The 13,139-nt window shown below is 73.7% G+C and carries 9 protein-coding genes; 2 read left to right on the forward strand and 7 right to left on the reverse strand.

Features of this window, described 5'->3' with window-relative positions:
* Positions 1-29 precede the first annotated feature (29 nt).
* Entirely contained in the window at positions 30-1,301 is a 1,272-nt protein-coding gene (locus LG395_RS16410; protein ID WP_225810257.1) for a glycosyltransferase 87 family protein, read from the reverse strand.
* Positions 1,302-1,526: 225 nt separating this feature from the next.
* Between LG395_RS16410 and LG395_RS16415 the strand changes: the two genes are divergently transcribed.
* Positions 1,527-3,011, forward strand: a complete 1,485-nt coding sequence (locus LG395_RS16415; RefSeq protein ID WP_372463308.1) for a glycosyltransferase family 39 protein — start codon at positions 1,527-1,529, stop codon at positions 3,009-3,011.
* Here LG395_RS16415 and LG395_RS16420 read toward each other — a convergent pair.
* Entirely contained in the window at positions 2,959-3,450 is a 492-nt protein-coding gene (locus LG395_RS16420; RefSeq protein ID WP_225810259.1) for a MarR family winged helix-turn-helix transcriptional regulator, read from the reverse strand. The genes LG395_RS16415 and LG395_RS16420 overlap by 53 nt on opposite strands.
* 74 nt (positions 3,451-3,524) lie before the next feature.
* Between LG395_RS16420 and LG395_RS16425 the strand changes: the two genes are divergently transcribed.
* The gene (locus tag LG395_RS16425; RefSeq protein ID WP_171155733.1) at positions 3,525-3,938 is read left to right on the forward strand and encodes an organic hydroperoxide resistance protein; all 414 of its coding nucleotides are present in this window, start codon (positions 3,525-3,527) and stop codon (positions 3,936-3,938) included.
* Between the two features lie 58 nt (positions 3,939-3,996).
* Here LG395_RS16425 and LG395_RS16430 read toward each other — a convergent pair whose 3' ends face one another.
* From LG395_RS16430 to LG395_RS16450, 5 genes are all read right to left on the reverse strand, one after another.
* Complete coding sequence (locus LG395_RS16430; protein WP_225810260.1) at positions 3,997-6,198, reverse strand: bifunctional glycosyltransferase/CDP-glycerol:glycerophosphate glycerophosphotransferase; 2,202 nt, start codon at positions 6,196-6,198, stop codon at positions 3,997-3,999.
* Positions 6,199-6,204: 6 nt separating this feature from the next.
* Positions 6,205-8,406: a bifunctional glycosyltransferase/CDP-glycerol:glycerophosphate glycerophosphotransferase gene (locus tag LG395_RS16435; RefSeq protein ID WP_225810261.1), complete on the reverse strand. Its 2,202-nt coding sequence runs from the start codon at positions 8,404-8,406 to the stop codon at positions 6,205-6,207.
* A gap of 125 nt (positions 8,407-8,531) precedes the next feature.
* Positions 8,532-10,739 (reverse strand): bifunctional glycosyltransferase/CDP-glycerol:glycerophosphate glycerophosphotransferase, encoded by a 2,208-nt coding sequence (locus LG395_RS16440; RefSeq protein ID WP_225810262.1) that lies wholly within the window; start codon positions 10,737-10,739, stop codon positions 8,532-8,534.
* A 145-nt stretch (positions 10,740-10,884) separates the two neighbouring features.
* Positions 10,885-11,793 (reverse strand): carbohydrate ABC transporter permease, encoded by a 909-nt coding sequence (locus LG395_RS16445; protein ID WP_225810263.1) that lies wholly within the window; start codon positions 11,791-11,793, stop codon positions 10,885-10,887.
* Positions 11,790-13,070, reverse strand: a complete 1,281-nt coding sequence (locus LG395_RS16450; RefSeq protein ID WP_308071271.1) for a carbohydrate ABC transporter permease — start codon at positions 13,068-13,070, stop codon at positions 11,790-11,792. Before LG395_RS16450 ends, LG395_RS16445 begins: the two co-directional genes overlap by 4 nt.
* Between the last annotated feature and the right edge of the window lie 69 nt (positions 13,071-13,139).

Raw genomic sequence — 13,139 nt, forward strand, 5'->3', positions numbered from 1 at the left:
GGAGCGTAGGAGAACTCGGTAAGAGGCCGTCAGGAGGCGCTCAGTACTCGCTCCCGAAGACGGTCGGAACCGGGCCGGGGTTGCGTGCTCGGCGCCGGCCGCCCGGCCGGCGGCCGCGTGGACCGCCACAGCCGTACGAAGGACAGCACGGCGGCGGCCGTCAGCAGCCCGTTCCGGGACAGCATCAGCAGGCACCCGGCCCAACTGCCGCCGACCACCTCGCGGTAGTACATCGGGTACGCCACCGAACTCAGCGCGGACGCCAGCAGGATCAGCACCGCCACCGGCCGCTGGCCGGTGTGCCGGGAGGTCAGGCACACGGCGGCCAGCCCGATCAGCCAGATCATGTACTGGGGGCTGATGACCCGGCTGGTGACCGTGAACAGCAGCACCGCGCTCAGGGCCGCGTCGTACGGCGTCGCCTCGCTCCAGCGACGCGCCCGTACCCGCCACAGCACCAGCAGTCCGAAGGAGACCGCCGTCAGCGTCAGCGAGGCGGTGGCGACGGCGTGCACGTGGGGGCCGGTCATCTCCACCGCGCCGTACCGGTAGCGGGCCCGGCCCGGCCAGCCGAAGTGCCGGGCCAGATTGAGTGCCGTACCGCCGAGCGACTCGATCTGCACGCCCCGGCCGCCCTGCTCCCGCAGGAAGGACAGCGGATGCGCGAAGAGGGCCGCGAGCACGGCCAGGCACGCGGCCCCGGCCCACGCCCCCCACGCCCACGCCCTGCGCGTCGGCCGGCCCCGGGGCGTGCCCAGCAGCACCAGCGCCGGCCACACCTTCACCAGCGCGCCCACCGCCGCGAGCACACCGCCCGCGCGCGGGGAACGCGCCGAGGCCAGCAGGGACAGCACGGCCAGGGCGGTGACCTGCACGTCGTACCGGGCGAGCGGCATGTGCAGCAGCAGCGGCAGACCGCCCGTCCACAGCGCCGCGCCGAGCAGGCTCCGCCCGGGCCGGGTGCCCGCGCGGAGCAGCGCCGCCACGGTCAGCGCGTCCACGGTCAGGGTGAGCGCCACGAACGCCTCGAAGTACGTCAGGCCCGGCAGCAGGTCCGGCGCCAGCAGCACCGCGCCCGCGCCCGGCGGGTACTGCCACAGCGTGTCGTGCACCGGGAAGGAACCGTGCGCGAGGATGCCGTACCAGTGGAAGTACAGCCGCCACACCTCACGGGTCACCGAGCCGCCGCCGAGCAGCGGGGCGCCGCCGTGGACGAGCAGCCACAGCATCAGCGCGCGGGTGGCGAGCCACAGGGCGGTGAGGGTGAGGACCGGGCCGGGGGTGACACGGAGACGGTTCATCACATGGGAGCCTAAGCGGTATGGATGGTGTATTGATGCTGATACGCCGTCAAGGACCGCAAATATTGGGTAATCGCAAGAGATCGGGCCATGGTGAACGTCGGGCTTCCTGCGAAACCGCAGTCGCGTCGGGCGGCTGGAACGACCACGGACCTGCCGACAGGTGCAACGAGCCACCTCCCGCACGGGACACTCGGGCCCACCCGCCTGCACCGGGCCGCCGTCGTGGGCGTGCCCGCGCTGGTGATGCTCGCGCTCGGGCTCTGGGGCCTGGACCGGGGCGGCATGTGGCGCGACGAGGCCGTCAGCTTCCAGGTCGGGCGCCGTACGGTGCCGCGGATCTGGCTCCTGCTCCACGACGTGGACGCGGTGCACGGCCTGTACTACCTGCTGCTGCGCCCGGTCCTCGCCGTCCATCCCGGTGAGGTCGCCCTGCGGCTGCCGTCGGTGTGCGCGGCGACCCTCACGGCGGGCCTGGTGGCCGCCCTCGGCGCCCGGCTGGTCCGGCCGCGGGCCGGCCTGTGGGCCGGGCTGCTCTACGCCGTCGCGCCGATGGCCGGCCACTACGCGCAGGAGGGCCGCTCCTACGCCCTGGTCGCGGCCGGCGCCACCGCGGCGACCCTGCTGTTCGTCCGGGCCGTGCGGTGCGGGCCGTGGTGGCCGTACGGCGCGGTCCTCGGACTCACCTGCTGGCTGCACGAGTTCGCGGTGCTGCTGCTCCTCGCCCACGCGGTGTCGCTGGCGCTGGCGCGGGCCGGGGCGCGGGCGTGGCGGGGGTGGGGGAGCGCGGCGGCGGCGGTCGTGGTCGCGCTGGTGCCGATGGTGGTGGTCTCGCGGGGGCAGTCGGCGCAGGTGGCCTGGTTGCGCACGCCTACGGCGGATACGGCGGAGAGGTTGCTGCGGAGGTTCCTGGGGCCGACGGACGAGGTGTTCTGGGTGTGTCTCGCGCTGGCCGTGGTGGGGCTGGTCGGCCTGGTGGGGCGACGGGGGGAACCGACGTGTGCCGGGGTCGCGTTGCCGCTGGTGGTGGTGCCGCCGGCGGTGCTGATGCTGGCGTCGCAGTTCTCGCCGCTGTACGTCGACCGGTATGTGCTCTACGCGCTGCCGGGGGCGCCGCTGCTGGTGGCGGCCGGGGCCGAGCGGGTGGCGGGGGCGGTGCGGAGGCGGTCGTTCCCGCGGTCCGCGGCGGTCCCCCTCGCCGGCGTCCTCGCCGTCGCCCTCAGCCTCCTCCACCAGCTCCCGCTCCTGCGGCAGGACCGCGATCCGGGCAGCAGGCCGGATGACCTCGGTGCCGTCTCCCGTGCCGTCGCGCGCAGGGTGGAGCCGGGCGATCCCGTGCTGTTCGTGCCGGCGTCGGCCCGGAACGTCGCGCTCACCTACCCGGGGGCGTTCCGGGGGACCCGGGACATCGCGCTCGTGGCGGGGGCCGCCGGGTCCGGGACGCTGTACGGGCGCGAGGCCGCTCCGGCGGAGCTGCGGCGCAGGCTGGCGCGGGTGGACCGGGTGTGGGCCGTGGCGGACCGCAAGCTGCTCACCGGCCGCGAGGCACCGGGCGGTCCCGTCGAGCGGGCGAAGACCGACGTGCTGGGGCGGGAGTTCCTCGGCCAGGGCGAGACCGTGCGGGGCGGGGTGACCGTACGGCTGTACGTCCGCCCGGTCATCCCGCTGCTCGCGCCTCAGCCTCCGCCGCCGCGTCCAGGGCCGTCGTGAGCCGCTCCAGGCGGGCGTGCAGGTCGACGACCTCCGCCAGGTCGAGGCCGGTCGCCGACATGATCCGGGGAGGCACCTCCAGGGCCCGCTCGCGCAGCGCCGTGCCCTCCTCGGTGAGGTGGACCCGCACCGAGCGCTCGTCCTGCGCGCTGCGCTCGCGCCGCACCAGCCCGGCCCCCTCCAGCCGCTTGACGAGGGGGGACAGCGTGCCGGAGTCGAGCCGCAGCTGTTCGCCGAGCTTCTTGACGGGCAGGTCGCCGTGTTCCCACAGGACCAGCATCACCAGGTACTGGGGATAGGTGAGCCCGAGGTCCTTGAGGATCAGGCGGTAGACGCTGTTGAAGGCGCGGGACGCCGCGTGCAGCGAGAAGCAGATCTGGCGGTTCAGTCGCAGCCACTCCGTGTCGGTCATGGGTCCAGGATAGCTCTCGCGGCCCATTTAGTTGTGTGCAACTCAGTTGTGTGCTCTACTTGTGCTCACAACGAACCGAACACCCGAGAGGGATGGTCTTCATGGACGCGCTCTACACCGCTGTCGCCACCGCCACCCACGGCCGCGAGGGTCGCGCCGTCTCCTCCGACGGCAAGATCGACCTGAAGCTGGCCCCGCCGGTGGAGCTGGGCGGCAACGGCGAGGGCACCAACCCCGAGCAGCTCTTCGCCGCCGGGTACGCCGCCTGCTTCGGCAGCGCCCTCGGACTCGTCGGACGCCAGGCGAAGGTCGACGTCAGCGACGCGGCCGTCACCGCCGAGGTCGGCATCGGCAAGCAGGGCGAGGGCTTCGGGCTGAAGGTGACCCTGCGCGTCGAACTGCCCGACACCCTGGACCAGGAGACCGGCCGCAAGCTCGTCGAGAGCGCCCACCAGGTCTGCCCGTACTCCAACGCCACCCGCGGCAACATCGACGTCGACCTGGTCGTCGAGTAGGCACCGCGCACGCCCGAGGGGGCCGGCCCGGCCGGGGCCGGCCCCCTCGGTGTCCCCGCTAGGCCGACGTCAGCGTGTCCGGGGAGGCCGCCTGGCCCGGGATCCGGGGCAGCGGGGCGGGCATCGGCTCGCCCAGCAGCAGGCTCCGTACGACCCGTTCGGCGGCCCGCCCGTCCTCGTACGCGCAGAACCGGGCCCGGAAGTCCGCGCGCAGCCGCGCCGACTCCTCGTCCCGCCACCCGCCCGAGGCGAACAGCCGGGCCAGCTCCCGGTAGGAGCGCGTGACATGGCCGGGCGGCTCGGCGGTGATGTCGAGGTAGGTGCCCCGGCTCGCCGTGAACGCCGCCCAGTCGTCGGCGTGCACCACGATCGGCCGGTCCAGATTGGCGTAGTCGAACATGACGGACGAGTAGTCGGTGACCAGCGCGTCCGCCGCCAGCAGCACGTCGGACAGCCGTGGTTCGTCGGTCGCGTCCACCACGACCCCGCGCCTGGCCAGCTCCGTGAGGCCCATGCCTCGCGCGTGACCCTGCGCCAGCGACGGGTGCAGCCGGACCACCAGGGTGTGGCCCTCGCCGAGGTCGGCCGCGAACCGGGCCAGGTCGAACCGCTCCACGTACCCGCCGCGGCGGTAGTCCCGCCGGGTCGGCGCGTACAGCACGACCGTGTGGTCCGCCGGGATGCCGTGCCGCTCCCGGAAATCGCCGTGACCGCCGTTCACCAGCACGTCGTTGCGCGGGCTGCCGGTGCGCACCGAGGTGAAGTGGCAGGGGTAGGCCCGCTCCCAGACCAGCTCGGAGTGGCGGTTGGCGACCAGGCTGTAGTCCCAGCGGTCGGCCCGGCGCAGCATCTGTGGCACGTCGAAGCCGAGCCGGGCGCCCGGCTTGTCCAGCAGGTCGGCGCCCAGGTACTTCAGCGGGGTGCCCTGATGGGTGTGGATGTGCACGCTGCCGGGGCGCTTGGCGAGAGCGCCGGGCCAGTTGACGTCGTTGACGAAGAACTTCGCGCGTGCGGTCACCTCCAGGTATCGCCGGGAGCCGACGATCACGTGCTCGACGCCGGCCGGCAGCCGCGCGGCCGTCTCCGCGTCCCGCACCACCCACACGCCGCGCAGCCGCGGGGCGATCTCCCGGGCGGCGGCGTGTACGGCCGCCGGGTCGCCGAGCACACCCCGGTGCGAGGACGCCGAGTAGACGACGAGGTTCTCGTCGAGCGGGCGGAGGGTGTGCAGGGCCGTCCAGCCGGTGCGGGCCCGCGCGCCGGCTGCCCGTCGCACCCCGTCCGCCCGCCGGGCGGCCTCCCGGCCCGCCCGCGCCGCCTGCCGCCTGACCCGGTACCCGGCCCACGAACCGGTCAGCACGGCGACCTCGCCGTCCACCGGGGCGCCCTCCGGCCGGTGCCGGCGGAACATCTCCGCCGTACGCCGGAAGAACTCGGCCCTGTCGGCGGGCGGCAGCCGGTCCGGCTTGGCCAGGATGTCCAGGCAGTGCTCGCCCATCTTGCGGTGCAGGTAGGGCCGCCAGGCCGCCAGCTCGGGCCGCCCGGCCACGAAGGCGAACACCCGCTCGTACTGGTCGTGGATGTCGAAGTGCTTGCGGCTGGTGGTGGACAGGATGTTGCCCTGGCGGCGCTGCCGGTAGTTCAGGCAGATCCGGTCCAGGGCGGCGATCCGGCGGGCGCTGAGCATGACCGGGAAGGTCCAGGGGGTGTCCTCGTAGTATCCCGGCGGGAACGCGAAACCGTGCTCCGCGACGAACGCGCGCCGGTACACCTTGTTCCAGACCACCATCAGCAGGTCGAGGACCTGTGGGTACTCCGAGACGGTGAACGTGCCGGGCGCCTCCGCCAGGACGTGCGCGAGGACGTTGCGCCGGGTGCCGCCCCACCAGTAGGTGCGCGCGTAGTCGAAGACGAGCACGTCGGGGTCCCCGGCCTCGGTGAGCCGGTCGGCGACGGCCCGCAGCGCGCCCGGGGTGAGGGTGTCGTCGCTGTCCAGGAAGAAGAGGTAGTCGCCGGTGGCGTGCGGCATGCCCGCGTTGCGCGCCCGGCCGAGGCCCACGTTCTCCGGCAGGTGCAGCACCTTCACGCGCGAGTCGCGCTCGGCGTACTCGTCCAGGATCGCGCCGCAGCCGTCCGGGGAGCAGTCGTCCACGGCGATCAGCTCGAAGTCGCCGAAGGACTGGCCGAGCACCGAGTCCAGGCACTCGCGCAGGAATCCCTGCACCTTGAAACAGGGCACGATCACACTGAAGCGGGGCACGGCGGGTCAGCTCCTCACGAGGGTCGCGGCGGCGGGGGCGGGGATGCGCTCCGCGAGCGGGATCACGGCCGGAACCGCCTCCGGCGGCTCGCCGAGCAGCACCCGCCGGACGACCCGCTCGGCGGCCCGGCCGTCGTCGAACTGGCAGAACCGCTCCCGGAACGCGGCCCGCAGCGCCCGGGCCCCCGGGCCCGCGTAGGAGCCGTCGCGGAAGACGGCGGCCAGCTCCTCGGGGGTCCGGGCGACCAGCCCCGGCGGCTCGGCCATCAGGTCGAAGTAGACGCCCCGGGTCTCCCGGTAGACGTCCCAGTCGTCGGCGTACACGACGATCGGCCGGTCCAGGTTGGCGTAGTCGAACATGATGGACGAGTAGTCGGTGACCAGCGCGTCCGCGGCCAGGCACACGTCCTCGGCGGAGCGGTGGGCGGTGACGTCGATGATCCGGCCGGAGCCCCGGACACCGCCCCGGTCGTAGAAGTAGTGGGCGCGCAGCAGCACGACGACGTCCTCACCGGCCGCCGCGCAGAACGCCTCCAGGTCCAGGCCGGGCTCGAAGCCGCTGTGGTGGTCGCGGTGGGTCGGCGCGTACAGCACGGCCGTCCTGCCCTCCGGGACGCCCAGCTCATGCCGGATCCGGGCCACGTCCCGCGCGGTCGCGGTGTAGTAGACGTCGTTGCGCGGATAGCCGTACTCCAGGTGCTCGTAGGAGCCGGGGAAGGCGCGCTCCCACATCTGGGTGGAGTGACGGTTGGACGACAGGTTGAAGTCCCAGCGGTCGACCCGGCCGAGCAGCTTGGTGAAGCTGCCGGACTGCGCGGCGACCACCGGGTACGTCGACTGGTCCACGCCCATCGTCTTCAGCGGGGTGCCGTGCTGGGTCTGCACGTGCACGCTGCCCGGCCGCTTGACGACGCCCTCGGCGAAGTTGGCGTTGTTGATCAGGTACGTGGCGCGGGCCAGCACCTCCCAGTAGCGGCGGGAGCCGATCACCGCGTACTCGACGTCCCCCGGCACGGCGTGCTCCTGGCCGGCCTCGACCAGGAACACCGAGCGGATGTGCGGGGCCAGTTCCCGGGCCTTGGCGTGGATCGCCGCCGGGTTGCAGGCGTAGCCGCGGCCCCAGTAGGCGCAGTACACCGCGAGGTTCGGGTCGAGCGGGCGGCGCAGGTCGCGGGCGTAGCGCAGCCGGGTGCGCAGCATGTGCGGGCGGGGCAGCAGGCCGGTGGCGCCGCCGGCCGCCCGGTTGGCGCCGCGCAGGGCGCGGAACGCCGTGTACGCGCCCGCCGCCAGCAGCCGGTGCTGCACGCCCAGGCTGCCGCCCGGCACCGGGTGGCCGGCCGGCCGGTGCCGCCGGTACAGGCGGGCCGCCCGGCGGAAGAACGCCCGGCGCCCGGTAAGCAGCCGCTCCGGCCGGGACGCCGTCTTCAGCACCACGGCGAACAACTGGTCGAACAGCGGTCCCGTCCGCTCGGCCGGCAGGGCGCGCTCCGCCGCCCGCGTCAGCACCCGCTCCACCTGGTCCAGCAGGGAGTGCTGGTGCGGCCCGGGCAGATTGAGCCGGCTGCCCTGGCGGCGCACCCGGTGCCGTACGACGGTCCGGCGCAGCACCGCGATCCGCTCGGCGGCGACGGTCACCAGCCCGCCCCAGCCGAGGTCGGTGAAGTGGCCCTCGGGGAAGAGGAGTTCCCGCTCGGCGAGGAAGGCGCGGCGGTAGACGGCGCTCCACGCGGGCAGCTGGACGCCGGTCAGCGCGGGCCGGTCGGCGGGGGCGAACGCGCCCTTCGGGGCCCCCGCGAGCAGCGGCGCGGCCGGGTTCGTCGGCTCGCCCTCCCACCAGGGGGCACGTTCGTGCTCGGCGTACAGCACGTCCACGCCGGCCGTCTCGGACAGCCGGGCGTCCAGCGCCGCCAGCGCGCCCGGCAGCAGCAGGTCGTCGCCGTCGAGGAACAGCAGGTAGGTGCCGGTCGCCGCCCGGATGCCGGCGTTGCGCGCCCCTCTCAGCCCGGCGGACGGCGGCGAGTGGACCGGGGTCACCCGGGAGTCCCGCTCGGCGTACCCGGCGGCGACCTCGGCGGCCGGGGCGTCGGGGGCGTCGCAGACCGGGATCAGTTGCAGGTCGCCGAAGGACTGGCACAGGACCGAGTCCAGCGCCTGGGACAGCCGGCCGGTGACCCCGTGGGACGGGACGATGATGCTGAAGCGGGGCATTCTGTTCTTTCTGTCGTCTTGCGGACGCGGCCGGGCCGTCCCGCCGGACGCCAGGTGGACGGCCGGCTCGGGGTGGGCCGCGTCGAGCCGAGGGGCATGGGAACTCCCGGTATGACCAACGCCGTTCAGCGGCTCTCGGTGACGGGGACGGGCTCGGAAGGTTGCGGCACGGTGGCCAGCGGGGAGCGCGCACAGGCCGACGGGGCCGGGGTGCGGTCCGCCAGGGGCACCGCGGACGGCGGCTCCGTCTCGCCCAGGACCACCCGCCGCACCACCCGCTCGGCGGCGTGCCCGTCGTCCCACGGGCAGAACCGCTCCCGGAACGCCGCCCGGAGCTGAGCCGAGCGCGAGCCGCGCCAGTGCCCGGAGGCGAAGATGTCGATCAGCTCGTCCTCGCTGCGCGCCACCGCGCCCGGCGGGAACCGGCGCAGGTCGATGTAGGCGCCACGGCAAGCCTCGTACGCCGCCCAGTCCTCGGTGTGCACCACGATCGGCCGGTCCAGGCCCGCGTAGTCGAACAGGACGGGCGCGTAGTCGGTGAGCAGCGCGTCCGAGGCGAGGCACAGCTCCGCCAGGTCCGGGTGGCCCGAGACGTCGATGACCCGGGTGCTCCCGGCAGGGGCGTGGGCGCGGGCCAGCACCACGAAGCGCGGGCCGAGGCGGCGCACGATCCGCTCCAGGTCGAGCAGGGGCTGCTGGGTGCGCCGGTGGTCGCGGTGCGCGGGCGCGTACAGGACGGCGACCGCTCCCTCCGGGACGCCCAGCGACCCCCGCAGCCGGGCCACGTCCGCCGCGGTCGCCCGCTGCAGGACGTCGTTGCGGGGCAGCCCGTACTCCAGCGTGGTGTAGCCGCCCGGCAGGACCCGCTCCCAGGTCAGGGTGGCGTGCCGGTTGCCGGACAGGACGTAGTCCCACTGGTCGACGTCCCGCAGCAGCTCCGCGAAGTCCAGGCCGCGGGCCGCCGCCGGGCGCTCCAGCAGGTCCAGGCCCGCGTGTCCGAGCGGCGTGCCCTCCAGCGCCCGCACGACGACCTGCCCGGGCCGCTTGCGCAGCCGCCGCTCGATGCGGGCGTCGCTGACCAGGTAGCGGGAGCGGGCCAGCGCCGTCCAGTAGGCGGCGGTGCCGGGTGTCAGCCGGCGCGGGCCCGGCGGCACCGCGCGCCCGGGCGGGGCGACCCACGCCGTGCGCAGCCGGGGGGCGTGCGTCCGGAACGCCTCCTCCAGCGCGGCCGGGTCGCCGTACCCCTCCCGGGCGGCGAACACCGCGCGGTCGGACCGCAGCGGCAGCCGCAGCTGGACGCCGTAGTGCAGCCGCAGCGCGCCGGTGCGCAGGGCGCGGGCGAGTCTGAGCGCCGCCCTCAGCACGCGCCGGCGGACGGCCGCGGCCAGCCGCAGCGCCCGGAACGTGCGGTGCAGCCCGAAGCGGACCAGGCCGTGCCGCAGTCGCAGGCGGGCTCCCGGTACGCGGTGGCGGCGGCAGTGGGCGCGGGCCCGGCGCAGGAACTCGCCGTGGCTGCCGCGCGGCAACCGGTCCCGCCTGGTGAACACCACGGCGATGTGGTCGACCATCCGGCGGAACAACTCAGGGCTCCAGCGAGCCAGTTCTGGCCGCTCCGCGACGTACGCGAACACCCGGTCGTACTGCTCGAACAGGTCGAAGTGGCTGCGGCTGGTGGTGCCGAGGATGCTGCCCCGCCGGCGCTGCCGGTAGTGCACGCACACCCGGTCCAGGGTGGCGAGCGACTCGGCCGTCAGCAGCACCGGGAAGGTCCAGGGGGTGTCCTCGTAGTAGCCCGGCGGGAACGTGAAGCCGTGCTCCGTGACGAACTCCCGCCGGTAGGCCTTGTTCCAGGCGACCATCAGCACCCGCAGCAGCCCCGGCCGGTCCTCCAGCCGGAACGGCGCCGGGCCCTGCTCGGTGAGCTCGGCGGCGAGCCGGTTGCGCACCCGGGTGCCGTCCCAGTAGGTGCGCGCGTAGTCGAAGACCAGGACGTCCGGGTCGCCGGTCTCCTTCAGCCGGTCGGCCACCGCCCGCAGTGCGTCCGGCGTGAGCGTGTCGTCGCCGTCCAGGAAGACCAGGTAGTCGCCGGCGGCCTCGGCGAGTCCCGCGTTCCGGGCCCGGCCCAGCCCCTGGTTGACGGCCAGGTGGACGGGCTTCACGCGCGTGTCCCGGGCCGCGTACTCGTCGATGATCGCGCCGCATGCGTCCGGCGAGCGGTCGTCCACCGCGATCAGTTCCAGATCGGGGAACGACTGCGAGAGCACCGAGTCCAGGCACTCGGGGAGGTACGCCTGGACCTTGTACGCGGGGACGATGACACTGAACCTGGGCACTGGACATCCATGGGTCGGTCGGCGCGGGCGTTCTGCCCGGGAACGGCCGATGGAGTGACTTGGTTACGGCCCCGTGCGGCATTCGGGCTACAGCGGGGGAACGCGAAGGGGCGGGCCGCCGGCGGCCCGCCCCCTCCCGCGACGGCTACTTGACCGCGCCCGCCATCACCCCGGACACGAACTGCCGCTGGAACGCGAAGAACACGGCCAGCGGGATCACCATCGAGATGAACGCGCCGGGCGCCAGCACGTCGATGTTGTTGCCGAACTGCCGTACCTGCGTCTGCAACGCCACCGTGATCGGCTGGGTGCCCGACTTGGTGAACACCAGCGCCACCAGCATGTCGTTCCACACCCACAGGAACTGGAAGATGCCGAGGCTCGCGATGGCCGGCCCGCCGAGCGGCATCACCACCCGTGCGAACAGCCGGAGTTCGCCGGCGCCGTCCAGCCGGGCCGCCTCCAGCAGCTCGCGCGGGATCTCCGCGAAGAAGTTCCGCAGCAGGAACACCGCGAACGGCAGGCCGAAGCCGGTGTGGAACAGGATCACCCCGAAGATCGTCCCGAACAGGCCGATGTTGCCGAACAGTTCGGCGATCGGGATGAGCGCCACCTGTACGGGCACCACCAGCAGGCTCACCACGCCCAGGAACCACCAGTCCCGGCCCGGGAACTCCATCCACGCGAACGCGTACCCGGCCAGCGCCCCGATCACCACGACCAGGACGGTCGCCGGAACCGTGATCAGCACCGTGTTCACCAGGGAGTTGGTGATGTCGGGGTTCTCCAGCAGCTTCTGGTAGCTGTCCACGGTGAGCTGGGACGGCTCGGTGAACACCGTCCACCAGCCGCCGGCGCTCATGTCCTGCGGACTGCGCAGTGAGGAGACGAGCAGGCCGATGGTCGGCACCAGCCAGAACAGGCCCACGAGGACGAGGACCACGCGGACCAGTCCGCCGCCCAGCCGTTCCGTGATCCGGGAGGCGACCGGCTGCCCGGCCTTCACCGCCCCGGCCGGATCGGCCTTCCCGATGCGTCCGGCGGTCGCCGTCATCGCCGTACCTCCCGCCTGAGCCGACGAACGTTGAACAGCATCACCGGGATCACCAGCAGCAGCAGGAACACCGAGATCGCGCTCGCGACGCCCGGCTGGCCCTCCGCGAAGCCCTTGCGGTACAGCTCCAGCGCCAGCACGTTCGCGTCGTCCTGGGAGGAGCCCGGCGCGATGATGAACACCAGGTCGAACACCTTCAGCACGTTGATCATCAGCGTGACGACCACGACCGCCAGCACCGGTGCCAGCAACGGCACGGTGACCTTGCGGAAGACCTGCCACTCGGTGGCGCCGTCCACCCGTGCCGCCTCCAGCAGTTCCCGGGGCACGCCCGCGAGCCCGGCCGCGATCAGCACCATCGCGAAGCCCGCCCACATCCACACGTACGACCCGATGATCGCCGGGGTGACCAGCGCCGGGCCGAGCCAGTCGACCCCGTTGTACGGCTCCTTGAAATTGCTCGCGGGCAGCCGGAGCAGGGCCCCGTCGGCCGCCGCGGGCAGCGTGAAGGTGCCGTCGCCCGACGCCTTCGTCGAGGCGACCACACGGCCGTCCTTCACCGCCTCGATCCGCATCCCGGCGTAGCCCACCTCCGACGGATCGGGCGCGCCGAGCTTCCCGACGCCCTTGCCGCGGGTGAAGTCCTGCCAGGTGGTGCCGGTGACCTTCCCCGGCTCCGGCCGCGCGGCCGCGGCCTTCTTCGCGGCGTCCGGCAACTGGTCCGGGGCGACGCCGACGAGCGGCAGGGCGACCGGCTGCCCGGCGTGCACCGGCGACTTGGTGACGAAGCCCCCGCCCCGGGCGACGAGCGGCGACTCGCGCCCCGGGTGCGCCTTCGGGAACGCCGACGACTGCGCGAACGTGTCGTGCACGCCGACCCACACCGCGTTCGCGACGCCCTTGTCCGGGTCCTGGTCGTACACCAGCCGGAAGATGATCCCGGCGGCCAGCATCGAGATCGCCATCGGCATGAAGACGACCAGCTTGAACGCCGTTCCCCAGCGCACCCGTTCGGTCAGCACCGCGAAGACCAGGCCGAGTGCGGTGGAGACCGTCGGCGCGAACACCACCCACAGGACGTTGTTCTTCAGCGCGGTGCGGATGCCGTCGTCGGTGAAGAGGGTCTTGTAGTTGTCGAAGCCGGCGAAACCGTCACCGGAGGCGTTGGAGAAACTGCGGACGAGCGAGTACCCGATGGGGTAGACCACGAGCGCGCCCAGCAGCACCAGCGCGGGCAGCAGGAACAGCGCCGCCACGGTCCTGCGGGTGCCGGTCACGCTCTTGCGACTGCGGGGCGCGGCGGGGCCCGGTGAGGCCCCGGCCGCCGCTGCCGACGCCATGACCGG

Origin of the sequence: Streptomyces spinosus, assembly GCF_020400655.1 — a bacterium.
In the GTDB taxonomy this organism is placed as follows: Bacteria; Actinomycetota; Actinomycetes; order Streptomycetales; family Streptomycetaceae; genus Streptomyces; species Streptomyces argyrophylli.